The sequence below is a fragment of the Streptomyces sp. NPDC126499 genome (assembly GCF_040302485.1).
Taxonomy (GTDB): Bacteria; Actinomycetota; Actinomycetes; order Streptomycetales; family Streptomycetaceae; genus Streptomyces.
In genome coordinates this window covers 106,083-131,609 of record NZ_JBEOUO010000006.1, presented here as the reverse complement: position 1 = coordinate 131,609, position 25,527 = coordinate 106,083, and the positions used below count along the sequence as shown (strand labels likewise).

Below are 25,527 nucleotides of genomic sequence, written 5' to 3'. Positions count from 1 at the left end.
GGATTCCCGGTGATTCGCCCTCCCCGGACGACTAGGCTGCGCTCTTTCGGACCAGCGCGTAGGCCTCGCGCAGATCCGCTCCGGAATAGCGGTGCCGTGCCAGGTGGGCGAGGTGGTGGTCCGCGTTCACGGCCACGGTCTCGGGGACGAGGGCGAAGAGCTCCGCGTCGGACATGGAGTCGCCGTAGGCCACGCAGTCGGCGGGCGAAACACCGAAGCGCGCGCAGAGCTCTGTGGCGATCCGTACCTTCGCCGAGGCGTTGAGGATGCCGGGCCGGTGGATCGGCTCGGTGAACGGCACGGCAGGCCAGCGGGACCCGTGGGCCGCGTCGGCGCCCCATTCCAGGAGGCGTTCGACGAAGAAGTCGGGCGAGAGGGAGATGACCGCGCAGCGGCCGCCCTCGGCCTGGATCTCCGCCCACACCTCGCGGATGCCGGCGAGCCACGGAGCTCCCTCGAAGGCCGCCGTGACCTGTGCGTCGGTGAGCTCCGCCCAGAGCTCACGGGCCTGCACCGCGAACTCGTCCGGACTGAGTCCCCGCAGCAGGAAGTCCTGCTCCAGCTTCTCGATCTCCCTGCTCAGTCCCAGCTGCCGGGAGATCTCCACCGCGGCGGCGGAGCCACGGATCAGGGTGCCGTCGAGATCGAAGAGGTGCAGTCTGCGCCTGCCGTCGAGGGTCGTCATGGACGCCGAGGCTAGTACGGCGGGTTGCTCCCCGGTCAGACGCGGGAGCCAGGCTGCGTTCGGCACGGTGTTTCACGTGAAACATCTCCAGCGGCTCGGCCACTTCCCGTAAAGCGGTGGACGTGTCCTCCTCGCGTCGGACAGCCTGATCACCATGCCCCTCTCACATCCTCCGCTCGATCAGCTCCCGATCCGACGCCTCACCTCCGACGACCTCGTGGCGTGCGCCGATCTCTCCGAGAACCGGGGATGGCTCCGCGAGGAGCACAAGTGGGGGCTGCTGCTGACCGCGGGTGTGGGGTACGGCATCGACGACCCCTCGGGCAAGGGTCTGGTCACCGCCTGCGTGGTCACCTCGTACGGCCCCGGCCTCGCCGCGATCGGCATGGTCCTCGTCGCCGAGCAGTACGCCCGCCAGGGCATCGGACGCCGTCTGATGCGGCACGTCCTCGCCGAGGCCGGGGACACTCCCCTCAGTCTGTACGCCACGAGCAACGGGCAGCCGCTCTACGAACAGCTGGGCTTCACCTCCACCGGCCGGGCGGAGATGCTCAAGGGTCGGTTCGTCCCGACCGAGCCGGCACCGGCCCGCACCGTCCGCCCCGCGACCGCGGAGGACCTCCAACACATCCTGCGCCTCGACCACGAGGTCTTCGGAGCCGATCGCACCCACCTCGTCACCCGCCTTCCCGCCTTCGCCGATCACCTGCGGGTCGCCGAGCAGGACGGCGAGATCATCGGTTTCGGCGCCCTGTGGCCGAACATGGACACCCATGTCATCGGACCGCTGATCGCCCGTGACCCGGGTACGGCGCAGGCGCTGGTCGCCTCGCTCGCCGCCGTGACGGACCGGCCGCTGCGCACGGACGTCGACACCCGCCACACCACGCTGGTGACCTGGCTGAAGGCGAACGGCCTCGATCAGATCGCGACGAACGCCATCATGATCCGCTCGCTGCCGGACGTTCCGGGTGACTGGAGCCGCCGTTTCGCCCCCCTGACCGTCGCCGCGGGATAGCGCCCGAAATTTACTTGCGCACGCCGACTTTTGCGCTTCATCGTCTACTCTGGTAGCAAGCCGCTCCGGACCGAGGAGAGACCGAGGAAGCGAGGAAAGACCATGACCGCGACGGACCCCGCCCTGACGGCGCTCTCCCAGAGGTGGTGTGCCCTGTCCCTGCTGCACGGCAGGATCGAGGCACACATCGAGCGCGCCCTGGAGTCCCGGCACGGTCTGAGCGTCCGCGAGTTCTCCCTCCTCGATGTCCTCAGCCGCCAGCACGACGGTCCCGGCGGACACCTCCAGATGAAGCAGGTCGCCGACGCCGTCGTGCTCAGCCAGAGCGCGACCACCCGGCTCGTCACCCGCCTCGAGGACCGCGGTCTGCTCACCCGGTATCTGTGCGCGACGGACCGACGCGGCATCTACACCGATGTCACCGAGGCCGGCCTGAAGCTGCTCGACGAGGCCCGCCCCACCAATGACGCCGCCCTGCGCGAGGCCCTGGACGAGGCGGCCAAGAACCCGGAGCTGGCCCCGCTCGTCCGCGTCGTCGAGGGCCTCGGCGTCCCCGCCTGAGCCGGCCGGGCCCCAGGGCGTAGCCTGCCCACCATGAGCGATCTTGAGATCCGTCCCGCCGAGCGGGGAGACCTCCCCGCGATCGTCGCGATGCTCGCCGACGACCCGCTGGGCGCCCAGCGCGAGTCCCCCGACGACCTCACGCCGTACACCGCCGCCTTCGACCGCCTCGCCCCGGACCCGAACCAGCATCTGGTCGTCGCCGTACGGGCCGGGAAGGTCGTCGGCACGCTTCAGCTCACCGTCATCCCCGGGCTCTCCCGCCGGGGCACCACCCGCTCGATCATCGAGGGGGTCCGCATCCACGCGGAGGGACGCGGCAGCGGCCTCGGCACCCGGCTCATCGAATGGGCCGTGGAGGAGTCCCGGGCCCAGGGCTGCCGGCTCGTGCAGCTGACCTCGGACGTGACCCGCACCGACGCCCACCGGTTCTACGAGCGGCTCGGCTTCGAGCCCTCGCACGTGGGGTTCAAGCTGTCCCTCTGAGCGGTCGGACCCGCCGCATCTCGTGACGGAGGGCGATGTTTCACGTGAAACATCGCCCTCCGTCATCGCCCTCCGTCATCGCGCCCCGTCTGTGAGCCCGCTCAGAGGCCGCGCCAGCCCGCCTCGTCCACGCCACCGGGTACGGCGTCCCCCTGCTCATAGGGCTCCCGGGTGAAGACGAAGGAGCCCAGGTCGAGATGGCTCACCGAGCCGTCCGGACGCCGCACCACCCGGAGCGTCTCCCCCTGGTAGTAGCCGTCGAGACCGATCCAGCCTCCCTCGGGCAACGCCCGGAAGCTCGCCCGCCGCCCGGCGCCCCGCAGCGGCTCCAGGACCAGCCCGCGCCCGGCGCCGATCCTCAGACCGTACGCGTACGTCCCCCAGTACCAGGGGCCGGTGAGCGCCAGGAGCTCCTCGTCCACCTCGGCCTCGGGAAGGGGCCTCCACGGCTCGGGAATCCGCGGCTCGGCCTCCGCCACGATCCGCACGAGATCGGCCGCCACGGCGGCGGTGAGGGGGCCGGAGGTGGCGTTGGCGAGGGCCACCGCGGCCAGGCCGTCCGCCGCGCTCACCCAGAGGCAGGCGACGAAGCCGGGCAGCGAGCCCGTGTGCCCGACGAGGGTCCGATCCCCACCGCGCAGCAGCTGGAGCCCGAGACCGTAGCCGCCCTGACCGTCACCGGCCGCCGGGGGGACCGCCGGCACACGCATCTCCTCGACGGACGCGCGGCACAGCACCCGGTCGTCCCCCTCCGCCAGGAACACGGCGAAACGGCAGAGGTCGCCGACCGTCGACCAGAGCTGCCCGGCCGGTGCCATGAGCCCCAGGTCGTGTGCGGGTTCGGGCATCATCACATCGGCCCATGGGTGCACCGCCCAGCCACCGGCGTGCGGAGCCACCGGCTGGGCCGTCGTCCGGCCCAGACCCAGCGGCTCCAGGACCTCGACGCGCAGTGCCTCCTCCCAGGGCACCCCGCGGACGGCCTCCACGAGCGAACCCAGGAGCGTGTAGCCCGGGTTGGAGTAATGGTGGACCCGCCCGGCCGGGTGCACCATCGGTCGCTCCCCCAGGACGTCGGCCAGCTCGGGCCGCGTCGTGCCCGGCGTGCGCTCCCACCACGGTGACGGTGTCTCGGCGGCCAGGCCGGCGCTGTGTCCGAGGAGTTGAGCGATCGTCACCTCGCCCACTCCGGTGCCCTCCAGATGCTTCTCCAGCGGGTCGTCGAGCGCGATGAGCCCCTCGTCCCGCAGCCGCATCACCAGGACGGCGGTGAACACCTTGGTGATCGAGCCGATCCGGTACTGCGTCTCGGCGTCCGGGGCATGTCCGTCGACACAACTGCGGCCCCCGAACCAGACCATCCGCCCCTCCCGCGCCACGCCCCCGACGAGGGACGGCGCGCGCCCCTCGGACTGGGCGACGGCGATCCGGTGGAACAGGGCGCGTTCGGTGCTGGGCAGCAGGGCTTCGAAGGCTGAGGTCATGCGCTCATCATCGCGGCTCGTTCCGTTCATCCCGCTCAACCCGTTCACCCCAGGGTGAGCGGGGTCTCGGTCCCGACGCGGCCCAGTTTCTCGGGGTTACGGACGTAGTAGAGGCCGGTGATGCGGTCGTCCTCGACCCGGATCGCCATGACGCCGTCGACCTCGCCGTTCATCCGGACGAGCAGCGCCGGGCTGCCGTTGACCACGGTGGGGGTCAGGCCGATCTCGATCATGGTCCGGGTCCTGGCCCTGTGCAGGCCGCCGAGCATGAAGCGGGCCACCTTGTCGGCGCCGGTGACCGGCCGTGGCGACGCCTGCTTGACGCCGCCTCCATCGCTCACCAGGACGACCTGCGGGGCGAGCACGTCAAGGAGCCCTTGCGGGTCGCCGGATTCGATGGCTCGCCGGAAGGACTCCAGAGCCGCGCCGGCCACCCTCGGAGCGACCACCTGGCGGGGACGGCGCGCGTCCACGTGCTTGCGCGCCCGGTGGGCTATCTGCCGGACGGCCGCGGGGCTCTTGTCGACGGCGGCGGCGATGTCGTCGTAGTCGACGTCGAAGACCTCACGCAGCACGAAGACGGCCCGCTCGGTCGGCGACAGCGTTTCGAGGACGAGCATCATCGCCATCGACACGCTCTCGGCGAGCTCGACGTCCTCGGCCACGTCCGGCGCGGTGAGCAGCGGCTCGGGCAGCCACTGGCCGACGTACGCCTCCTTGCGCCGCTTCATCGTGCGCAGCCGGTTGAGAGCCTGCCGGGTCGTGATCCTGACCAGATACGCCCTCTGGTCCTCGACCTCCTCCAGGTCGACCTTGATCCACCGCAGCCAGGTCTCCTGGAGCACGTCCTCCGCGTCCGCCGCGGATCCGAGCATCTCGTAGGCGACCGTGAAGAGCAGATTGCGCTGGGCGACGAACGCCTCGGTCGCCGCGTCAGTGCGGTCGCCTCTGACAGGGCTGCCGTTGTTCATGCCGGGGGACCTCCGGGGCCGCGAAGGGGCCGCCGGATGCGACCCGCGACAAGATCATCACGGCGCCCCGCTCCACCGACAAGACCACTGCCTCAGTGACGGCAGGCCAAAAGCGCCGGACGCGTCAGTCCTCCTCGCCCTGGAAGTCGTAGGGCGGGGGTGTCAGCCCCTTCGATCAGGTCTGCGCCATGTCCACGAAGCGCGAGTAGTGGCCCTGGAAGGCCACGGTGATGGTGGCCGTCGGGCCGTTACGGTGCTTGCCGACGATGATGTCGGCCTCGCCCGCGCGGGGGGACTCCTTCTCGTAGGCGTCCTCGCGGTGCAGCAGGATGACCATGTCCGCGTCCTGCTCGATGGAGCCGGACTCACGGAGGTCGGAGACCATCGGCTTCTTGTCGGTGCGCTGCTCCGGGCCACGGTTCAGCTGGGAGAGGGCGATCACCGGGAGCTCCAGCTCCTTGGCGAGGAGCTTGAGGTTTCGCGACATGTCGGAGACCTCCTGCTGGCGGCTCTCGGCGCGCTTGGAGCCGCCGGACTGCATCAACTGGAGGTAGTCGATGATGACCAGCTTGAGGCCGCTGCGCTGCTTGAGGCGGCGGCACTTGGCGCGGATCTCCATCATCGACAGGTTCGGCGAGTCGTCGATGTAGAGCGGCGCCTGCGAGACGTCCGGCATCCGGCGGGCGAGCCGGGTCCAGTCCTCGTCGGTCATGGTGCCGGAGCGCATGTGGTGCAGCGCGACCCGGGCCTCGGCCGACAGCAGACGCATCGCGATCTCGTTGCGCCCCATTTCGAGGGAGAAGATGACGCTGGGCAGGTTGTGCTTGATGGAGGCGGCCCGGGCGAAGTCCAGCGCGAGCGTGGACTTACCCATGGCGGGTCGCGCCGCGATGATGATCATCTGGCCGGGGTGCAGACCGTTGGTGAGCGCGTCGAGGTCGGTGAAGCCGGTGGGCACACCTGTCATCTCGCCGCTGCGGGAGCCGATCGCCTCGATCTCGTCGAGCGCTCCCTCCATGATGTCGCCGAGCGGCAGATAGTCCTCGGTGGTGCGCTGCTCGGTGACCTGGTAGATCTCGGCCTGGGCGCGGTTGACGATCTCGTCGACGTCGCCGTCGGCCGCGTATCCCATCTGCGTGATCTTGGTGCCGGCCTCCACGAGGCGGCGCAGCACGGCCCGCTCGTGCACGATCTCCGCGTAGTACGAGGCGTTGGCGGCGGTGGGCACCGACTGGACGAGCGTGTGCAGATACGAGGCGCCGCCGACCCGGGTGATCTCGCCGCGCTTGGTGAGCTCGGCACCGACCGTGATGGGGTCGGCCGGCTCGCCCTTCGCGTACAGGTCGAGGATCGCCGCGTAGATGGTCTCGTGGGCCGGCTTGTAGAAGTCGTGGCCCTTGATGATCTCGACGACATCGGCGATGGCGTCCTTGGAGAGCAGCATGCCGCCGAGGACGGACTGCTCGGCGTCCAGGTCCTGCGGGGGGACGCGCTCGAAGCCGGAGAGTCCGGCGTCCCAGCCGCCCTCGCTGCCGCGCTCGTGCTGGTCCTCCCGGCCCCTGCCCCGTCCGCGGGCCTCGCCGCGGGTCCGGGTGGGCAGCCGGTCACTGGGCCCGCTGTCGGCCCAGGGATCGTCCAAGGGCTCGGGAATGCTCACCAAGCCACCTCCTCCCGTCCGCTCCGCGGACCTCACCGTGCCACTTTTTCTTACGCCACGGCTCGGACAAACAAGAGGCGTTGACTCCGCTTCTGGCGCGTCGGGCGCCGGACCACGGTAGGCCCGCGGGCACCGTCAGCCAATCTGGTTATCCACAGGGCCTGTGGGTGAAGACCCAGAAGCTGTGGAGAACTCGCCGGATCCTGTGCACGGACCAGGGGACAGCCGTGTGGACAAACTCATAGCCGACCCCGGGGACGGCCACTGACCTGCGGTTTTTCCATCCACTGGCTGTGGGGGAGAAAAACTTTGGCCACAGGGCCAAGATCAGAACAAACGGCGCACACCCGAAGGCCCTGCCGCAGGTTCAGTAATGGTCACGGAGTCATTGCATCTCTTACCTGTGGAAGATTAGATTGGGCGTGTGCACCAGGCTCCCGCGACCCCCAAGGCCGTTCGACGGCAACACGACCGCGAGATCGTCTCACTCGCCGTCCCGGCCTTCGGCGCTCTCGTCGCCGAGCCCCTCTTCCTCCTGGCCGACAGCGCCATTGTCGGCCACCTCGGCACCCCCCAGCTCGCCGGCCTCGCCATCGCCTCGACGCTTCTGGCCACCGCGGTGAGCGTCTTCGTCTTCCTCGCCTACGCCACCACCGCCGCCGTCGCGCGCCGCGTCGGTGCGGGCGACCTCCCGTCCGCCATCCGCCAGGGCATCGACGGCATCTGGCTCGCCCTCCTGCTGGGCGCCGCCGTGGTCGCCCTCACCCTGCCCACCGCGCCCTGGCTCGTGGACGTCTTCGGCGCCTCCGACACGGCCGCGCCCTACGCCATCACGTATCTGCGGATCTCCAGCCTCGGCATCCCCGCCATGCTCGTGGTCCTGGCGGCCACCGGCGTTCTCCGTGGCCTCCAGGACACCCGGACCCCGCTCTACGTCGCCATCGCCGGTTTCGCGGCCAACGGCGTCCTCAACGTCGTTCTGGTCTACGGCGCCGGGCTCGGTATCGCGGGCTCCGCCTGGGGCACGGTCATCGCCCAGGTCGGCATGGCCGCTGCCTATCTGTTCGTCGTCATCCGGGGCGCCCGACGCCACGGAGCGTCCCTGCGCCCCGACGCCGCCGGCATCAGGGCCAGCGCCCAGGCCGGCGTCCCGCTCCTGGTCCGTACGCTCTCGCTGCGGGCCGTCCTGATGATCGCCACCGCCGTCGCCGCCCGGCTCGGCGATGCCGAGGTCGCCGCCCACCAGATCATCCTGTCGCTGTGGAGTCTCATGGCCTTCGCCCTCGACGCGATCGCCATCGCCGGGCAGGCCATCATCGGCCGCTACCTCGGCGCCGACGACGCGGACGGCGCCCGGCAGGTCTGCCGCCGCATGATCCAGTGGGGTGTGGTCTCCGGCGTGGGCCTCGGACTGCTGCTCGTCCTCACCCGGCCCCTCTTCATCCCGCTCTTCACCAGTGACGCGGCGGTCCAGGACACCCTGCTCCCCGCCCTTCTCGTCGTGGCCCTCTCCCAGCCGGTCTCGGGCGTGGTCTTCGTCCTCGACGGGGTCCTCATGGGCGCGGGCGACGGCCCCTACCTCGCCTGGGCCATGCTGCTGACCCTCGCCGTCTTCGCTCCCGTCGCCCTGCTGGTCCCCACGCTCGGAGGCGGCCTGACGGCGCTCTGGGGCGCGATGACGCTGATGATGACCGTCCGCCTGGCGACCCTCTGGTTCCGCACCCGCTCCGGCCGCTGGATCGTCACCGGCGCCACCCGCTGACCGTGGCGGACCGGGCCGTAGGTCCACTCCGGGATGTTTCACGTGAAACGGCGGAAAGGCCGCACCCCGAGGGGTGCGGCCCTTCCTTCTGCTGAGCGACCGCTGAGCGCGGACTGCCCGGGAGCAGCGTTACGCGGCGACGACCTCGACGCCGAGCTTCGCGGCAACCTCGGGGTGCAGACGCACGGACACCTGGTGCGAGCCCAGGGTCTTGATCGGCGAACCGAGCTCGACGCGACGCTTGTCGACGTCGGGGCCACCCGCGGACTTGATCGCGGCAGCGATGTCGGCCGGGGTCACGGAGCCGAAGAGACGGCCGGCGTCGCCGGAGCGAACGGCCAGGCGCACCTTCGTGCCCTCGAGCTGGGCCTTGATCTCGTTGGCCTGCTCGATGGTCGCGATCTCGTGGATCTTGCGGGCGCGGCGGATCTGCGCCACGTCCTTCTCGCCACCCTTGGTCCAGCGGATCGCGAAACCGCGCGGGACCAGGTAGTTGCGAGCGTAGCCGTCCTTGACGTCCACGACGTCGCCGGCGGCACCGAGGCCGGAGACCTCGTGGGTGAGGATGATCTTCATTGTTCGGTCACCCTTCCCTTATCGCGCGGTGGACGTGTAGGGCAGCAGCGCCATCTCACGGCTGTTCTTGACGGCCGTGGCGACGTCACGCTGGTGCTGCGTGCAGTTGCCGGTCACGCGGCGGGCACGGATCTTGCCGCGGTCGGAAATGAACTTCCGCAGCATGTTCGTGTCCTTGTAGTCGACGTACGCGACCTTGTCCTTGCAGAACGCGCAGACCTTCTTCTTAGGCTTGCGCACAGGCGGCTTCGCCATGGTGTTTCTCCTGTGTGATCAAGAAGTTTGGGTACGAGCTGCTTCCGGGGCGCGTGCCCTAGAAGGGAGGCTCGTCCGAGTAGCCGCCGCCGGAGTTGCCACCCCAGCCGCCACCGCCGCCACCCTGCGGGCCGCCGGACGGGGCGCTGGAGGCCCAGGGGTCGTCGGCGGGAGCTCCGCCGCCCTGCTGGGCGCCGCCGGAGTTGCCACCCCAGCCGCCACCGCCGCCACCCTGCTGACCGCCGCCGAAGCCGCCCTGGCCACCGCGACCGGTGGTGCGGGTGACCTTGGCCGTGGCGTTGCGCAGGCTGGGGCCGACTTCCTCGACGTCCAGCTCGAAGACCGTGCGCTTGACGCCCTCACGGTCGTCGTAGGACCGCTGCTTCAGACGGCCCTGCACGACGACGCGCATGCCCTTCTGAAGCGACTCGGCGACGTTCTCCGCCGCCTGACGCCAGACCGAGCAGGTCAGGAAGAGGCTCTCGCCGTCCTTCCACTCGTTGGTCTGACGGTCGAAGGTGCGGGGAGTGGACGCGACACGGAACTTCGCGACCGCCGCACCGGACGGGGTGAAGCGCAGCTCGGGGTCGTCGACAAGATTGCCGACGACCGTGATGACGGTCTCGCCTGCCATGGGTGAACCTCTCGGCGGGATTGCTTCTGGCTGCTTACTGCTACTCGGACCCGAGTACCTGTGAGCGGAAGGCTCAGTGGGTCTCGGGGCGGAGGACCTTGGTCCGGAGGACCGACTCGTTCAGGTTCATCTGGCGGTCGAGCTCCTTGACGACCGCAGGCTCGGCCTGCAGGTCGATGACCGAGTAGATGCCCTCGGGCTTCTTCTTGATCTCGTAGGCGAGACGACGACGGCCCCAGGTGTCGACCTTCTCGACCTTTCCGTTGCCCTCACGGACGACGGAGAGGAAGTTCTCGATCAGCGGGGAGACAGCGCGCTCCTCGAGATCGGGGTCGAGGATGACCATCACCTCGTAGTGACGCATGTGGAACCCACCTCCTTTGGACTCAGCGGCCACGGTCGTTCCGTGGCAGGAGGGTCGTGATGCGTGAGCAACGGTATCGGCCGCCACTGACAGTCCCCCTCGACTGGCGAGGAGGGTGCTGTCGGGATCCAGGACGGACCTGGGCAGACACCGGTGCAGACCGTACAGACTACCCGTACATCGGTCTGCGGTTGAAATCCGGTGGTGAGGGGCCGCAATCTGGACACATCGGATGTCGGCGGCGTCGCAGGGCGCCGCCGACAGGACGGCACGCCAGGAGGCCCCCCATGGCACAGGCAATGCGACCCGACCCCGGACACTCCCTCTTCGCCACGGACGGCAAGCCCCACCCGCTCCAGGACACCCTCGTCGCCGTGACGCTCGTGCTCGGCGTCCTCTCCTTCGTCACGGCCCAGTTCCACGATCTGCACGTGCTGGCCTCGTGGACCGGCCTGATCGGAATCCTCGCCGGCGGCTACGGCCAGTTCATCTCCGCGACGACCCGGGAGCGCTTCCTGCTGATCATCGGTCTGGGCGCCGCCGGAGTGGGCTTCTACCTCGGCATGGCCCACGGAGGGCTCTTCAGCGGCATCGTGATCAACTAGATCCGCCCCGCGACATGGGCCGGAAGGGTCACCACGGCCATTCGGGGTGCTCCCCGATCGCAGTAGGCTTCGGCGCGAGAGCCGGAGCCCCTGAACCGATGGGGACACACCTGCCGAGGAGCGCCCCGCATGAGCCTGACCCTGAGGACCATCAGCCGAGAGCAGCATCTGGCATTCATCCAGAGCCGGCCCGCGGCGAGTCACTGCCAGGTCCCGGCGTGGGCTGATGTGAAGACCGAGTGGCGCTCGGAGAGCCTCGGCTGGTTCGACAAGACGGGCGAGCTCGTCGGTGCCGGCCTGGTGCTCTACCGCCAGCTGCCGAAGATCAAGCGCTACCTCGCCTATCTGCCCGAGGGCCCCGTCATCAACTGGTACGCCCCGAACCTGGAGGAGTGGCTGCAGCCGATGCTCGCGCATCTGAAGCAGCAGGGCGCCTTCTCCGTGAAGATGGGCCCGCCGGTCGTCATCCGCCGCTGGGACGCCGCCGCCATCAAGGCCGGCATCCAGGACCCGGACGTCAAGCGCCTGCGGGACGTCGAGGCCACCCACATCGAGGCGCGCGCCTTCGAGGTCGCCGACCGGCTGCGCAAGATGGGCTGGCAGCAGGGCGAGGACGGCGGCGCCGGCTTCGGCGACGTCCAGCCCCGCTACGTCTTCCAGGTCCCGCTCGCCGGCCGCTCGCTCGACGACGTCCTCAAGGGCTTCAACCAGCTGTGGCGCCGCAACATCAAGAAGGCCGAGAAGGCCGGCGTCGAGGTCGTCCAGGGCGGCTACGAGGACCTCGCCGAGTGGCAGCGCCTCTACGAGATCACGGCCGTCCGCGACCACTTCCGCCCGCGCCCGCTCTCGTACTTCCAGCGCATGTGGACCGTCCTCAACAACGAGGACCCCAACCGCATGCGGCTGTACTTCGCCCGGCACAACGGGGTGAACCTCTCCGCCGCCACCATGCTCGTCGTCGGCGGCCACGTCTGGTACTCCTACGGCGCCTCCGACAACATCGGCCGCGAGGTCCGGCCCTCGAACGCGATGCAGTGGCGGATGCTGCGCGACGCCTACGCGATGGGCGCGACCGTCTACGACCTGCGGGGCATCTCGGACTCGCTGGACGAGACCGACCACCTCTTCGGTCTGATCCAGTTCAAGGTCGGCACGGGCGGCGAGGCGGTGGAGTACGTCGGCGAGTGGGACTTCCCGCTCAACAAGCTCCTGCACAAGGCCCTGGACATCTACATGTCGCGTCGCTGACGACGCGACCGAGGCTTGCGTAGTCTCGTACACACCTTTGATACACCGCAGCCACCAGAAAGGTTCCGGGCCGGCCATGGCGCTCTCCCTCTACGTCGACACCGCTCGTTGGCGGGCGCACCAGAAGACCGTCATCGACCAGTTCCCCGGCCTCGTCCCGGTCTGCAAGGGCAACGGCTACGGCTTCGGCCACGAGCGGCTCTCCGACGAGGCGGCCCGCTTCGGCGCCGACATGCTCGCGGTGGGCACCACGTACGAGGCCGCCCGGATCAAGGACTGGTTCGGCGGCGACCTGCTGGTCCTCACCCCGTTCCGGCGGGGCGAGGAACCGGTTCCGCTGCCCGACCGGGTGATCCGCTCGGTCTCCTCCGTGGACGGGGTCCACGCGCTGGTGGGCGCCCGGGTCGTCATCGAGTGCATGAGCTCGATGAAGCGCCACGGCATCAAGGAGGAGGAGCTTCCGCAGCTGCACGCCGCCATCGAGGACGTACGGCTCGAGGGCTTCGCCCTGCACCTGCCGCTCGACCGCACGGACGGCACCGACGCCGTCGAGGAGGTCATCGGCTGGATGGACCGGCTGCGGGCCGCCCGGCTGCCGCTGCACACCATGTTCGTCAGCCATCTGCGCGCCGAGGAGCAGGCCCGGCTCCAGCAGCAGTTCCCGCAGACCCGCTTCCGCGCCCGGATCGGCACCCGGCTGTGGCTCGGCGACCACGAGGCGACCGAGTACCGCGGCGCGGTGCTCGACGTCACCCGGGTCGCCAAGGGGGACCGCTTCGGCTACCGCCAGCAGAAGGCCGCCTCCGACGGCTGGCTCGTGGTGGTCGCCGGCGGCACCTCGCACGGGGTGGGCCTGGAGGCCCCCAAGGCGATGCACGGCGTGATGCCGCGGGCCAAGGGCGTGGCCCGCGCCGGTCTCGCGACCGTCAACCGGAACCTTTCCCCGTTCGTCTGGGCCGGCAAGCAGCGCTGGTTCGCCGAGCCGCCGCACATGCAGGTGTCGATCCTGTTCGTGCCGGCCGACGCCCAGGAGCCGAAGGTCGGTGACGAGCTGGTCGCCCATCTGCGCCACACCACGACCCAGTACGACCGGCTCGTCGAGCGCTGAGCCGCCGGAGCGCGACGCCTGGCGCCCGAAGTCCCAAGAGCGGCCCCCGGGAAACCCCGGGGGCCGCTCCTCGTTCAGCGCGCCCCCGGCGAGGGGGCACGGCCCGTCACTCCCGCGAGACGCCCCAGTCCACCCGCGGCCCCTCCACCGCCGGTGCGGCGTGCCGGGCCGGGTGCGCAGCCCTGCCGAGCACGAAGACGTCCTCGGCGCCGTCCAGGACGCCTCCCGAGGGGTCGTCCGAGCCGTCCCGCCGCACCCCGTCCCGGTCGGGCACCAGGATGTCGCGCACGACCACGGCGCACAGGAAGAGCGTCCCCAGCACGTGGAGCACGATCGTGAACTGGTAACCGTCGGTCGGCAGGCCCTGCTTGTTGCCGCTGGTGGTGTAGGCGAGGTAGAGCCAGATGCCCAGGAAGTACATGACCTCGCAGGCCTGCCAGACCAGGAAGTCCCGCCAGCGCGGCCGGGCGAGCGCGGCGAGCGGCACGAGCCACAGGACGTACTGCGGTGAGTAGACCTTGTTGGTGAGGACGAACGCCGCCACGATCAGGAAGGCGAGCTGGACGAGACGGGGCCTGCGGGGCGCGTTGAGCGCCAGATAGGCGAGTCCCGCGACGGCGAGCATCATCAGGAACAGGGCGTAGTAGTTCGCCGTCTCCGGCCGGATGGACTCGCCCGTGGTCTGGCTGATGAGCAGCCAGACGGAGCCGAAGTCGATGTTGCGTTCCGCGCTGAAGACGTAGAACTGCTTCCAGCCCTCGGGCGCGAGCAGCATCACCGGAAGGTTCACCGCCAGCCACGCGCCGGCCGCGCCGAGCACCGCCGTACCGCACGCGCGCCACTTCCCGGCCCGCCAGCACAGCAGGAACACGGGTACGAGCAGCAGGACCGGGTAGAACTTGGCGGCCGTCGCGAGCCCGATCAGGACGCCGAAGCCGAGCGGCCGCCCGCGCGACCACATCAGCAGCGCCGCCGCCGTCAGGGCGACGGCCAGCAGGTCCCAGTTGATGGTGGCGGTGAGCGCGAAGGCGGGTGCGAGGGCCACCAGGAGCCCGTCCCAGGGGCGCCGGCGGTGAGTCCGGGCCACACAGACCGCGAGGACGGCCGCGCACACCATGAGCAGGCCCGCGTTGGCCATCCAGAACGCCTGCTCGCGCTCGGTCATGTCACCGCCGCCGGGCGTCAGCCAGGCGGCGACCTCCATGAACAGACCCGTCAGGACGGGGTACTCCAGGAACGGTATGTCGCCGCCGATCCGGTCGAAGTACGGGACGAGGCCGTCCGCGAAGCCCCGCCCGGAGAAGAGGTGCGGGATGTCGGAGTAGCAGGCGTGGGTGTACTGGGAGGTGGTCCCGCGGAACCAGGCCCAGTTGTAGCAGGGCAGCTTCTGCACCATGCCGAGCGCGAACATCCCGATCGCCACCAGCACGACCACGCGCACCGGGGTGAGCTGACCGGCGCCGAGCAGCGCCCGGCGTCCGATCGGCCCGCCGATCAGCCCGCTGCCCGCGGCGGCCACGTCGTCCTCACGCGTCGGGCAGACCACCGGGTCCTGCGGAGGGCTCGTCTTCTGGAGGCTCGGCATGGGGACATCCTGCCGTACGCCTCCCGGAAAACGACGAGGGCCGCCGCGCCCGGCGCCGTACACGAGGTACGGACCGGGCGCGACGGCCCTGTCAGGAGACGTGCCTGGCGGGTCAGCCGCCCAGGCTTCCCCAGGTCCCTCCGCCGCCGCCGGGCCTTCCGCCGCCGCCGCTGTCGGCGCTCGGAGTGTCGGTCGGTTCCGGTGGCGGTGTCGTGGTGGGCCCGCCGTTGGACCCGCCGTTGTCGTTGCCGTTGGTGGCGCCGCCGTCGGTGTCGCACGGCCAGTCCCAGACGCTGCAGCTCTTGCCCGGGTCGGGCGACTTGGTCGGCTTCTGCGTGGGCGGCGTCGTCGAAGGCGTCGTCGACGGGGTCTGCGACGGGGTCTGCGTGGGCGTCGGGGTCGGGCTGACCATGCCGCCGCCGTAGACGCCCTCGGCGTCCTCCAGCTTCTCGGGCTCCGGGAAGCTCTTCGGGTCGGTGCCCTTGAGCGCCTCGGTCATGTAGTCGTGCCAGATCTGCGAGGGGAACGACGAGCCGTGGATCTTCGGCTGGGCACCGGTGCCGAACATGGACTCGAACTTGCGCTTCGTGTTGGTGGCGTCGTCGTCGAAGCGGTACATGTCGATCGCGGTCGACAGCTGCGGGGTGTACCCGACGAACCAGGCCGAGTTGTTGCCGTCGGTGGTACCCGTCTTGCCGGCCGCCTCGCGGTCGTCGAGCGCGGCCTTCTTGCCGGTGCCGCCGGTGACGACGTCCTTCAGCACGTCGGTGATGTTGCTGGCGACGGCCGTGGAGAACACCCGCTTGGGCTTGGTCTCGTGCTTGTACTTCTCCTGGCCCTGCTTGAGGACCCGCTCCACCGAGTACACGTCGTTGCGCTCGCCGTTGTTGGCGAAGGTGGCGTAGGCACCGGCCATGCGGATCGCGCTCGGGCTGGAGATACCGAGGGAGAAGGAGGGCACGTTGGCCTTGACGAGCGAGCCCTCGCGCAGACCGGCGTCGACGGCCGCCTGGCGGACCTTGTCGATGCCGACGTCCATGCCGAGCTGCACGTACGGCGAGTTGGCGGACTTCATCATCGCCGTGCGGAGGTTGATCCGGTCGTAGCTCGCGTCGTCGTCGTTGACCTGGAGCCACTCCTTGCCGTTCTCGTCGCGCCAGATCGTGCCGTCGTAGTTCTTGATCTTCAGCTTGTTCTGGCCGTTGTAGTAGCTCTTGTCGGGGTCGACGAGCGTACGGGTGGCGGGACCCTGGACGACATCTCCACGCGGGTCACGGACACCGTCGCGCATCGCGGCCGCCAGCACGAAGGGCTTGAACGTCGAACCGACCTGGGCACCGGTCTCGTCCGCGTTGTTGGTGAAGTGCTTCGTGGCGTCGGTGCCGCCGTAGATCGCCACGATCGCACCCGTCTCGGGGTTGACCGAGGCGCCGCCGAACTGGACGTGGGTGTCCGTCTTGGGGCGCTTCTCCGGGTCGATGTGCTCTTCGTAGATCTTCTTGATCGAGCTCTCGAGCGCCTGGACCTTCTTCTTGTCGAAGGTCGTGTAGATCTCGTAGCCGCCGCGGGCCAGGTCCTGCTCGCTGATGCCCAGCTCGTCCTTGTTCAGGATGCTCGACTGGGCGGTCCGCACCAGGTAGCCGATCTGGCCGCCGAGCTGGGGCCCCGTCGTGCGCGCCTTCACCTTGGGGAAGGTGTACGTCGCACGGTCCGTGGCCGACAGGTGCCCGTCCTTGACCATCTCGTCGAGGATCCACGCCCAGCGCTTGTGCACGCGCTCGGTGTTCGCCTCCTGGGTGGCGTCCGGGTCGATGTCGGGGTTTCCGGCCGGGTCGTAGTACGTCGCGCCCTTGAGCAGGGAGGCGAGGAAGGCGGACTCGCTGGCGTCGAGCTCGTGGGCGTTCTTGCCGAAGTACGTGCGGGCCGCGGCCTGGATGCCGTACGCACCGCGCCCGTAGTACGCGGTGTTGAGGTAGCCCGCCATGATCTCGGGCTTCTCCATCTCGTTGCCCACGCGCATGGAGATGAAGAGTTCCTTCACCTTGCGGGTCAGCGTCTGCGACTGGTCGTCCAGGCGGTTGTTCTTGACGTACTGCTGGGTGATCGTCGAGCCGCCCTGGGTCTCGCCGCCCTTGGCCATGTTCCACACGGCACGGCCGATGCCCATGGGGTCGATGCCGGAGTCGGTCCAGAACGTCTTGTTCTCGGCCGAGATCACCGCGTTCTGCATGACCTTCGGGATCTGCGCGTACCCGACGATCTGGCGGTTGACCTCTCCGCCGGTCGCGGCCATCACGGTCTTGTCGGACCAGTAGAAGACGTTGTTCTGCTGCTTGGCGCTGAGGGCCTCATTGGGAATGCCGACCATGGCGTACGCGATCGTCGCCGCGCCCATGAGGCCGCCGAAGAAGGTCAGGAACAGGCCCGCCGTGAGCTTCCACGAGGGCACCCAGCGACGCCAGCCGTACTTTCCGTACCGCGGGTAGTCGATGGCCCTCTTCTTGCCCGGCGGGCGACCGCTCCCGCGCCCCCGCCCGGGACCGCCGCCGTGACCGCCGCCCCCACCGCGCCGACCGCCGCCGGGTCCTCCCGGGCCGCCGGCCTCGGGCGCGCGCCTGCGCCCGCCCCGCTGCGCGGCGCGCCGGGCCTCGGCACGTCCTCCGTAGGGACGCGGCTCCTCCCCGTAGGAAGAAGGCGGACCGTACGAGGCCGACGGGGACCCCGTGGGGACCTCGCGGCCCTGGGCCGACCTGCGGCCCATCGGCTGCTGGGCGGCGCGCCGGGCCGCAGCGCGACCGCCACTCGGCGGCTGCTGCTGCGGCATTTTGCGACGATGCTCGCTCATCGAACGACTACTCCTCGGGCAGGCGCGTACGCCTGGAAGCGGCAGTTGAGTTCCGGTCCCCCCGAAATGCACACGGCCGGACCTCGGAAAAAGCCCCGCCGTGCCGCAGCCGGTCACCCGCTTCACTGACGCCCCGCGGCATCGCGTGGTTCCCGGTGGTCTGCATGCCGCACAGACTACGCACGGCCAAAACCCACCTAGGGCCGAACTTCACCCCAAATCCGGCAAGTCGATTGCTGTGAATTGACGATGTGACGCCGGTCACCCGAGTCCCACTTGTCGGAAGAAGAGGCCCGTTCTATCGTCGGGATGTATCGAGTCGATACATCAGTGCGGCACATCGACTCGTCATATCGAGTTTTTCGCACGTGGTCCGAGAGGCAGTCCGGGAAGCGGAGGAGGCGACGGATGAGCAGGCGCTCAGGAATCCTCGAGTTCGCCGTCCTCGGCCTGCTCCGCGAGGCCCCGATGCACGGGTACGAGCTCCGCAAGCGGCTCAACACCTCGCTGGGGATCTTCCGGGCCTTCAGCTACGGCACCCTCTATCCCTGCCTCAAGACGCTGGTCGCCAACGGCTGGTTGATCGAGGAGCCGGGCAGCGCCCCCGAGGAAGCCGTGGCGGCTTCCCTGGCAGGGCGCCGCGCCAAGATCGTCTACCGGCTGACGGCCGAAGGTAAGGAGCACTTCGAGGAGCTCCTCTCCCACACCGGCCCCGACGCCTGGGAGGACGAGCACTTCGCCGCCCGGTTCGCCTTCTTCGGCCAGACCGAGCGCGAGGTGCGGATGCGGGTGCTGGAGGGACGCCGCAGCCGGCTGGAGGAGCGTCTGGAGAAGATGCGCGCCTCTCTGGCCCGTACGCGCGAGCGCCTCGACGACTACACGCTTGAGCTGCAGCGCCACGGAATGGAGTCCGTGGAGCGCGAAGTGCGCTGGCTGAACGAGCTCATCGAGAGCGAGCGGGCGGGGCGGGATCAGCGATCCGGCCCCGACGCCCCCGAGGGCGCCGCTCAGCAGGACAGAGATTCTGGAGAAACGGGCGGCCTGCCCCGGCACGGGGGCAGTACCCGGCCGGATCCGTCCGACGACACCGCCAAGTGAAACCCTGCTCTCGCAGGGCTTCCACGATCACACAGGGAGCAACCGGAAATGGGTTCGGTTCGCGTAGCCATCGTCGGCGTGGGCAACTGCGCCGCCTCGCTGGTGCAGGGCGTCGAGTACTACAAGGACGCCGACCCGGCGTCCAAGGTGCCCGGCCTGATGCACGTGCAGTTCGGCGACTACCACGTCCGTGACGTGGAGTTCGTGGCCGCTTTCGACGTGGACGCGAAGAAGGTCGGCCTCGACCTCGCGGACGCCATCGGCGCCAGCGAGAACAACACCATCAAGATCTGCGACGTCCCGAACACCGGCGTCACGGTCCAGCGCGGCCACACCCTGGACGGTCTCGGCAAGTACTACCGCCAGACCATCGAGGAGTCCGCCGAGGCCCCGGTCGACATCGTCCAGGTCCTCAAGGACAAGCAGGTCGACGTTCTCGTCTGCTACCTGCCCGTGGGCTCCGAGGACGCGGCGAAGTTCTACGCCCAGTGCGCCATCGACGCCAAGGTCGCCTTCGTCAACGCCCTCCCGGTCTTCATCGCCGGCACCAAGGAGTGGGCCGACAAGTTCACCGAGGCCGGTGTCCCGATCGTCGGTGACGACATCAAGTCCCAGGTGGGCGCCACCATCACGCACCGCGTCATGGCGAAGCTCTTCGAGGACCGCGGTGTCATCCTCGACCGCACGATGCAGCTGAACGTCGGCGGCAACATGGACTTCAAGAACATGCTCGAGCGCGAGCGCCTGGAGTCCAAGAAGATCTCCAAGACGCAGGCCGTCACCTCGCAGATCCCCGACCGGGACCTCGGCGAGAAGAACGTCCACATCGGCCCCTCGGACTACGTGGCCTGGCTGGACGACCGCAAGTGGGCGTACGTCCGCCTCGAGGGCCGCGCCTTCGGTGACGTTCCGCTGAACCTGGAGTACAAGCTCGAGGTGTGGGACTCCCCCAACTCCGCCGGTGTCATCATCGACGCCGTGCGCGCCGCGAAGATCGCCAAGGACCGCGGCATCGGCGGCCCGATCCTGTCGGCGTCGTCGTACTTCATGAAGTCCCCGCCGGTCCAGTACTTCGACGACGAGGCCCGCGAGAACGTCGAGAAGTTCATCAAGGGCGAGGTCGAGCGCTGATCTGAAGCTCGACCGGCCTGAAGGCCGAGCGCGTCGATGACGAGGGTCCCCGGGCGGCACTGCCCGGGGACCCTCGTCGTATGTGAGTCTTGCTGCCATGCCCGTCGTGCGTGATCTGCGCGTCCTCCTGCGCCTGCGCAACTTCCGCCGTCTGCTCGCCGTGCGCCTGCTCTCCCAGTGCGCCGACGGCGTCTACCAGGTCGCCCTCGCCGCGTACGTCGTCTTCTCCCCGGAGAAGGAGACCAGCGCGGCCGCCATCGCCGCCGCCATGGCCGTCCTGCTGCTCCCGTACTCCTTCGTGGGCCCCTTCGCCGGCGTCCTGCTCGACCGCTGGCGGCGACGCCAGGTCTTCTTCTACGGAAACCTGCTGCGCGCCCTCCTCGCGGGCGGCACCGCCCTGCTCATCCTGGCCTCCGTTCCCGACTGGCTCTTCTACGCCTCCGCCCTCTCGGTCACGGCCGTCAACCGCTTCGTCCTGGCGGGGCTCTCGGCCGCACTGCCCCGGGTGGTCGACGACGAGCGGCTGGTCGTCGCCAATTCCCTCTCCCCGACCGCAGGCACGCTCGCGGCGACGGTCGGCGGCGGACTCGCCTTCGGTGCGCGTCTTGTCGTCGGCGACTCCGACGCCGTGGTCGTCCTCCTGGGCGCCGTCCTCTATCTCTGCTCCGGTCTGGCCTCGCTCCGGATGTCCCGCGAGCTCCTCGGGCCTGACCCGGCGCTCGTCCGGCCCGGTCTCCTCAGCGCCCTGTCCTCCACCGCACGAGGGCTCGCCGGGGGGCTGCGGCACCTGTCCGAGCGGCGCCCCGCCGCCCGGGCACTGGCCGCGGTGTCCGTCATGCGCTTCTGCTACGGCGGCCTGTTCGTCACGGTGCTCATGCTCAGCCGGTACGCCTGGAGCACCACGGAGTCGGAAGGCCTTGCCGTGCTCGGGCTGGCGGTCGCCGCATCGGGAGCGGGTTTCTTCACCTCGGCGGTGATCTCGCCGTGGACGATCGGCCGGCTGGGGCCCTTCGGCTGGATGACGGTGTGCGCGGGGACCGCCGCCGTGCTGGCACCCGCCCTGGGCCTGACCTTCGCCCGGACTCCCTTCCTCCTGGCCGCCTTCGTGCTCGGCATGACCACCCAGGGCGCCAAGATCGCCACGGACACCGTCGTCCAGACCTCCGTGGACGACTCCTACCGAGGGCGGGTCTTCTCGCTCTACGACGTCCTGTTCAACGTCGCCTTCGTGGGCGCGGCCGGAGTCGCGGCACTGATGCTTCCGCCGGACGGCCGCTCTCCGGCCATCGTCGCGCTGGTGGGCGGGCTCTACGCCGTCGTCGCGCTCGGCCTGGTCAGGGCCGGCAGAAAGGGGTGATGTTTCACGTGAAACATCACCCCTGCCCGGCGTTCGCGGTCGATGTTTCACGTGAAACATCGACCCGCGTCAGTCGTCCTGGGTCGCCCACCACTCCTTGAGGGCGGCCACGGCGGCGTCGTGTCCCATCGGACCGTTCTCCAGCCGCAGCTCCAGCAGGAACTTGTACGCGCGCCCCACGGCCGGTCCCGGGCGGATGCCCAGGATCTCCTGGATCTGGTTGCCGTCCAGATCGGGACGGATCGAGTCCAGCTCCTCCTGCTCCTGAAGCTGCGCGATGCGCTCCTCCAGGCTGTCGTAGGTCCGGGAGAGGGCGGCGGCCTTGCGCTTGTTGCGGGTGGTGCAGTCGGAGCGCGTCAGCTTGTGGAGCCGGGTGAGCAGCGGTCCCGCGTCGCGGACGTAGCGGCGGACGGCGGAGTCGGTCCACTCGCCCGCGCCATAGCCGTGGAAGCGGAGGTGGAGCTCCACGAGACGCGAGACGTCCTTGATCATCTCGTTGGAGTACTTGAGCGCGGTCATGCGCTTCCTGGTCATCTTCGCGCCGACCACCTCGTGGTGGTGGAAGGAGACCCGGCCGTCCTTCTCGAAGCGACGGGTGCGCGGCTTGCCGATGTCATGGAGCAGGGCCGCGAGGCGCAGCACCAGGTCCGGGCCGTCCTCCTCCAGGTCGATGGCCTGGTCGAGCACGGTGAGCGAGTGCTCGTAGACGTCCTTGTGCCGGTGGTGCTCGTCGCTCTCCAGCCGCAGGGCCGGGAGCTCGGGCAGCACATGGTCGGCGAGACCGGTGTCGACGAGGAGACCGAGGCCCTTGCGGGGGTTCGCCGAGAGGAGCAGCTTGTTGAACTCCTCGCGGATGCGCTCGGCGGAGACGATCTCCAGCCGCCCGGACATCTCCTGCATGGCGGTGACGACCTCGGGGGCCACCTCGAAGTCCAGCTGTGCGGCGAAGCGCGCGGCCCGCATCATGCGCAGCGGGTCGTCCGAGAAGGACTCCTCGGGCGTCCCGGGAGTGCGCAGCACGCGCTCGGCGAGGTCCTCCAGGCCACCGTGCGGGTCGATGAACTCCTTCTCCGGGAGCGCCACGGCCATGGCGTTGACGGTGAAGTCGCGGCGGACCAGGTCTTCCTCGATGGAGTCGCCGTAGGAGACCTCCGGCTTGCGCGAGGTGCGGTCGTACGCCTCCGAGCGGTACGTGGTGACCTCGACCTGGAAGTGCTGCACGGCGTCTCCGACGCGGGCCTCCTTCTGGCAGCCGACGGTGCCGAAGGCGATCCCGACCTCCCAGACGGCGTCGGCCCAGGGACGCACGATCTTCAGCACGTCCTCGGGGCGGGCGTCGGTCGTGAAGTCCAGGTCGTTGCCGAGACGGCCAAGGAGGGCGTCGCGTACCGAGCCGCCGACCAGAGCGAGGCTGAACCCGGCCTCCTGGAAGCGGCGGGCGAGGTCGTCGGCGACAGGGGACACGCGCAGCAGCTCGCTGACCGCGCGGCGTTGCACCTGGCTCAGTGCAGTCGGGGTGTCTTCGTTGGCGTTCGGCACAACAGAAAAGGGTACGTGCCCCGGCTCACCCCGACGTCCTCGTTTTCCGACCGCCCCGGCCGATCACCTGGAGCACTCCCCGGCACTTGGCCGCCGCATGCCTCGTTACCATGCCTGGACACAGCAACCGGGAACCAGCGACACCACTGACACCACAGACAACGACGAGGACGGGCGACGCGTGGCCGAGGCGGCAGCTATCCAGGGGACCGTTCCCTCACCTGCCCGCCGCTGGCTGCGGCGCACGGCCTCCCTCGCCGTCGCGGCCCCGCTGCTGGCCGGCCTCCTCCAGGGGGTCAGCGCCCCCACAGCGGCGGCCGCCGAGTCCTCCGGCGGCGGAACGGTGGACGTGTCGGTCGACACACTGGCGCCGGCCGCCCCTGTGGAAAGCGACACGCTCACCATCACCGGCACGGTCACCAACGCGAGCAAGCAGGCCGTGACCGATGCCACGGTCGATCTCCGGGTGGGCCCCCGGATGACCAGCCGCAGCGAGATCGACGCCGTCGCCGACCGCGGTGGCTACCGGGACGGCCGCGACCCGGCTCCGCTCGGCGGCCCCTACACCGTCAAGATCCCCTCACTGGGCGCCGGACTCAGCAGGGACTTCACCCTCTCCGTGCCGGTGTCCAAGCTCGACCTGGACGACGCCGGCGTCTACCAGCTGGGCGTCTCCCTGACGGGCCGGACGGGGGGCCGGTCCTATGACCGGGTGCTCGGAATCGAGCGGACCTTCCTGCCGTACCAGCCCGAGGCCACCGAGAAGAAGACGCAGCTCACCTACCTCTGGCCGCTGATCTCCACCGCCCACGTCTCCGCCGAGACCGGTGCGAACCTGCAGCAGACCCCGGTCTTCGAGAACGACGAGCTCGCCGCCGAGCTCGCCCCGGGCGGCCGGCTCCACGAGATGGTCGCGCTCGGCAAGGACCTGCCGGTCACCTGGGTGATCGACCCCGACCTGCTGGCCAGTGTCAACGCGATGACCGAGCCCTACATGGTCAAGAGCGGGACGACCGAGGTCCCGGGCCGGAACCAGGCCGTCGCCGAGCAGTGGCTGAACGCCCTGGAGAAGGCCGTGCAGGGCCGCAAGGTCGTCGCCCTGCCCTTCGCCGACCCCGACCTGGCCTCGCTCGCCCACCACGGCAAGGAGGTGCCCGGCTCGCTCAGCCACCTCCAGCAGGCGACCGCGCTGGCCTCGACCACGGTCGAGACGATCCTCCACGTGAAGCCGTCCACCGACTTCTCCTGGCCCGTCGACGGCGCCGTCGACCCGTCGATCATGAACGTCGCCACCTCCGCGGGCGCGCGCAACGTGATCGCCCGCAGCGACAGCTTCCGCGACGACCTGTCGTACACGCCGACCTCGGCCCGCCCCATCGGCGGCGGCACGACGGCGGTCGTCACCGACGCCACTCTGTCGAAGGCCTTCCAGGGCGACATGATCAGGGCCGAGGGCTCCACCCTGGCCGTCCAGGAGTTCCTGGCCCAGTCCCTGGCGATCACCCTGGAGCTGCCCGAGGACCAGCGCAGCGTCGTGGTCGCGCCGCAGCGCATGCCGACCACCTCGCAGGCCCAGAGCATGGCGGCCGCACTGCACGGGCTCTCCGCCCAGCGCTGGACGCAGCCGCTGGACCTCCTGGCCGCCGTCGCCGTCAAGTCGGACCCCGACGCGTCGAAGCGGGTGCCCAGCACCCGCGCCTACCCGAAGAAGCTGCGCGCCCAGGAACTGGGCACCGACGCCTTCGAGCAGATGAAGACGACCCGGGACGAGCTGGACGACTTCAAGGTCATCCTGACCGCCCCGGACCGTGTGGTGCCGCCGTTCACCAACGCGATCAGCCGCGAGATGTCGACCTCGTGGCGCGGACAGGCCCCGTCGGCCGCCCTGTACCGCAGGGAGGTCCTGGACTACCTGCGCAGCCTCACGGCGGAAGTCCAGCTGATCGACAAGTCGGACCTCCTGCTGTCCGGACGCAGCGCCACCATTCCCGTGACGGTGCAGAACAAGCTGCTCCAGGGTGTGGACGGACTGGTGTTGCGGCTGGTCTCCGGCAACAAGACCCGTCTGAAGCTGAACGGCGGCGAAGCCGTCTCCGAGCTTCCGGTGAAGATCGACGGCGGCCACAGCCAGTCGGTGAAGTTCACCGCCACGGCCAACGCCAACGGACAGGTCCCGATGACGGCCCAGCTCTACACCGCGGACGGCACCCCCTACGGCAAGCCGATGACCTTCACCGTGAAGGTCTCCGAGATCACCCCCACGGTCATGCTCGTGATCGCCGGCGGTGTGCTGCTGCTCGTGCTCGCCGGTGTCCGCATGTACAGCCAGCGCAAGCGCGCCGCCGCTCGGAACGCCGAAGCGGAGGCGGAGACCGATGCGCAGACGGAGGCCGGCGCGGAGCACCCGGCCGGGACCGGCACCGGGACCGAAGCCGAAGCGGAGGCAGAGGCGGCCTCGGAAGCGGCCGAACCCGGGCAGCCGAGTGACCCGACACCGGACACCGGGCCCGAAAGCGGCGACCCGTCGGGCCCGGGTGAGAAAGTGGACCGTTGAGCGA

General features: G+C 69.8%; 22 protein-coding genes. 11 read left to right on the top strand and 11 right to left on the bottom strand.

The genetic code is table 11. The features are described 5' to 3' along the window. Nucleotides 1-31: 31 nt before the first annotated feature. Nucleotides 32-685, bottom strand: coding sequence for an HAD-IB family phosphatase (locus ABTZ91_RS10875; protein ID WP_352076818.1), 654 nt, complete (start codon nucleotides 683-685; stop codon nucleotides 32-34). A gap of 154 nt (nucleotides 686-839) precedes the next feature. Here ABTZ91_RS10875 and ABTZ91_RS10870 point away from each other — a divergent pair, with 154 nt between their 5' ends. The 3 genes from ABTZ91_RS10870 (at nucleotide 840) to ABTZ91_RS10860 (ending at nucleotide 2,750) form a co-directional block, all read left to right on the top strand. Further along, a complete protein-coding gene (locus ABTZ91_RS10870; protein WP_352076817.1) occupies nucleotides 840-1,703 on the top strand; it encodes a GNAT family N-acetyltransferase in 864 nt (287 codons plus the stop codon). A gap of 102 nt (nucleotides 1,704-1,805) precedes the next feature. Beyond that, complete coding sequence (locus tag ABTZ91_RS10865) at nucleotides 1,806-2,264, top strand: MarR family transcriptional regulator (protein ID WP_352076816.1); 459 nt, start codon at nucleotides 1,806-1,808, stop codon at nucleotides 2,262-2,264. A gap of 33 nt (nucleotides 2,265-2,297) precedes the next feature. Next, nucleotides 2,298-2,750, top strand: a complete 453-nt coding sequence (locus tag ABTZ91_RS10860) for a GNAT family N-acetyltransferase (RefSeq protein ID WP_352076815.1) — start codon at nucleotides 2,298-2,300, stop codon at nucleotides 2,748-2,750. Nucleotides 2,751-2,851: 101 nt separating this feature from the next. On the opposite strand, the gene ABTZ91_RS10855 is transcribed toward ABTZ91_RS10860, so the two are convergent. From ABTZ91_RS10855 to dnaB, 3 genes are all read right to left on the bottom strand, one after another. Further along, nucleotides 2,852-4,234 carry a serine hydrolase domain-containing protein gene (locus tag ABTZ91_RS10855; RefSeq protein ID WP_352076814.1) on the bottom strand — a complete coding sequence of 461 codons (1,383 nt, stop codon included), beginning with the start codon at nucleotides 4,232-4,234 and terminating at the stop codon, nucleotides 2,852-2,854. A gap of 44 nt (nucleotides 4,235-4,278) precedes the next feature. After that, nucleotides 4,279-5,205 (bottom strand): RNA polymerase sigma-70 factor, encoded by a 927-nt coding sequence (locus tag ABTZ91_RS10850; protein WP_352076813.1) that lies wholly within the window; start codon nucleotides 5,203-5,205, stop codon nucleotides 4,279-4,281. A gap of 175 nt (nucleotides 5,206-5,380) precedes the next feature. Then, entirely contained in the window at nucleotides 5,381-6,862 is a 1,482-nt protein-coding gene (gene dnaB, locus ABTZ91_RS10845) for a replicative DNA helicase (protein ID WP_352076812.1), read from the bottom strand. 424 nt (nucleotides 6,863-7,286) lie between these two features. On the opposite strand from dnaB, the gene ABTZ91_RS10840 reads away from it, so the two are divergent. After that, nucleotides 7,287-8,624 (top strand): MATE family efflux transporter, encoded by a 1,338-nt coding sequence (locus ABTZ91_RS10840; protein ID WP_352076811.1) that lies wholly within the window; start codon nucleotides 7,287-7,289, stop codon nucleotides 8,622-8,624. Nucleotides 8,625-8,753: 129 nt separating this feature from the next. Here the strand turns inward: ABTZ91_RS10840 and rplI are convergent, their stop codons facing one another. From rplI to rpsF, 4 genes are all read right to left on the bottom strand, one after another. Continuing rightward, nucleotides 8,754-9,200 (bottom strand): 50S ribosomal protein L9, encoded by a 447-nt coding sequence (gene rplI, locus ABTZ91_RS10835; protein ID WP_345486874.1) that lies wholly within the window; start codon nucleotides 9,198-9,200, stop codon nucleotides 8,754-8,756. An 18-nt stretch (nucleotides 9,201-9,218) separates the two neighbouring features. Next, a complete protein-coding gene (rpsR, locus tag ABTZ91_RS10830) occupies nucleotides 9,219-9,455 on the bottom strand; it encodes a 30S ribosomal protein S18 (protein ID WP_128983236.1) in 237 nt (78 codons plus the stop codon). A 58-nt stretch (nucleotides 9,456-9,513) separates the two neighbouring features. Then, nucleotides 9,514-10,089, bottom strand: a complete 576-nt coding sequence (locus tag ABTZ91_RS10825) for a single-stranded DNA-binding protein (protein ID WP_352076810.1) — start codon at nucleotides 10,087-10,089, stop codon at nucleotides 9,514-9,516. A gap of 73 nt (nucleotides 10,090-10,162) precedes the next feature. Continuing rightward, entirely contained in the window at nucleotides 10,163-10,453 is a 291-nt protein-coding gene (gene rpsF, locus ABTZ91_RS10820) for a 30S ribosomal protein S6 (protein ID WP_004950685.1), read from the bottom strand. Nucleotides 10,454-10,740: 287 nt separating this feature from the next. Here rpsF and ABTZ91_RS10815 point away from each other — a divergent pair, with 287 nt between their 5' ends. The 3 genes from ABTZ91_RS10815 to ABTZ91_RS10805 all read left to right on the top strand — a co-directional run bounded on the left by ABTZ91_RS10815 (nucleotide 10,741) and on the right by ABTZ91_RS10805 (nucleotide 13,414). Further along, on the top strand, nucleotides 10,741-11,058 hold the full coding sequence (locus ABTZ91_RS10815; RefSeq protein WP_352076809.1) for a hypothetical protein: 318 nt from the start codon (nucleotides 10,741-10,743) through the stop codon (nucleotides 11,056-11,058). A 129-nt stretch (nucleotides 11,059-11,187) separates the two neighbouring features. Next, nucleotides 11,188-12,306 (top strand): peptidoglycan bridge formation glycyltransferase FemA/FemB family protein, encoded by a 1,119-nt coding sequence (locus ABTZ91_RS10810; protein ID WP_352076808.1) that lies wholly within the window; start codon nucleotides 11,188-11,190, stop codon nucleotides 12,304-12,306. A gap of 76 nt (nucleotides 12,307-12,382) precedes the next feature. After that, complete coding sequence (locus tag ABTZ91_RS10805) at nucleotides 12,383-13,414, top strand: alanine racemase (RefSeq protein WP_352076807.1); 1,032 nt, start codon at nucleotides 12,383-12,385, stop codon at nucleotides 13,412-13,414. Nucleotides 13,415-13,520: 106 nt separating this feature from the next. Here ABTZ91_RS10805 and ABTZ91_RS10800 read toward each other — a convergent pair whose 3' ends face one another. Both ABTZ91_RS10800 and ABTZ91_RS10795 read right to left on the bottom strand, forming a co-directional pair. Next, entirely contained in the window at nucleotides 13,521-14,999 is a 1,479-nt protein-coding gene (locus tag ABTZ91_RS10800) for a glycosyltransferase 87 family protein (protein WP_352076806.1), read from the bottom strand. 112 nt (nucleotides 15,000-15,111) lie between these two features. Beyond that, entirely contained in the window at nucleotides 15,112-17,844 is a 2,733-nt protein-coding gene (locus ABTZ91_RS10795; protein WP_352076805.1) for a transglycosylase domain-containing protein, read from the bottom strand. Between the two features lie 408 nt (nucleotides 17,845-18,252). On the opposite strand from ABTZ91_RS10795, the gene ABTZ91_RS10790 reads away from it, so the two are divergent. From ABTZ91_RS10790 to ABTZ91_RS10780, 3 genes are all read left to right on the top strand, one after another. Beyond that, nucleotides 18,253-18,942 carry a helix-turn-helix transcriptional regulator gene (locus tag ABTZ91_RS10790; protein WP_352076804.1) on the top strand — a complete coding sequence of 230 codons (690 nt, stop codon included), beginning with the start codon at nucleotides 18,253-18,255 and terminating at the stop codon, nucleotides 18,940-18,942. Nucleotides 18,943-18,990: 48 nt separating this feature from the next. After that, nucleotides 18,991-20,073: an inositol-3-phosphate synthase gene (locus ABTZ91_RS10785; RefSeq protein WP_352076803.1), complete on the top strand. Its 1,083-nt coding sequence runs from the start codon at nucleotides 18,991-18,993 to the stop codon at nucleotides 20,071-20,073. 97 nt (nucleotides 20,074-20,170) lie between these two features. Then, nucleotides 20,171-21,430 (top strand): MFS transporter, encoded by a 1,260-nt coding sequence (locus ABTZ91_RS10780; protein ID WP_352076802.1) that lies wholly within the window; start codon nucleotides 20,171-20,173, stop codon nucleotides 21,428-21,430. A 69-nt stretch (nucleotides 21,431-21,499) separates the two neighbouring features. Here ABTZ91_RS10780 and ABTZ91_RS10775 read toward each other — a convergent pair whose 3' ends face one another. After that, entirely contained in the window at nucleotides 21,500-22,969 is a 1,470-nt protein-coding gene (locus ABTZ91_RS10775) for a CCA tRNA nucleotidyltransferase (RefSeq protein WP_352076801.1), read from the bottom strand. A gap of 181 nt (nucleotides 22,970-23,150) precedes the next feature. On the opposite strand from ABTZ91_RS10775, the gene ABTZ91_RS10770 reads away from it, so the two are divergent. Next, a complete protein-coding gene (locus ABTZ91_RS10770) occupies nucleotides 23,151-25,523 on the top strand; it encodes a DUF6049 family protein (protein ID WP_352076800.1) in 2,373 nt (790 codons plus the stop codon). Nucleotides 25,524-25,527 lie beyond the last annotated feature (4 nt).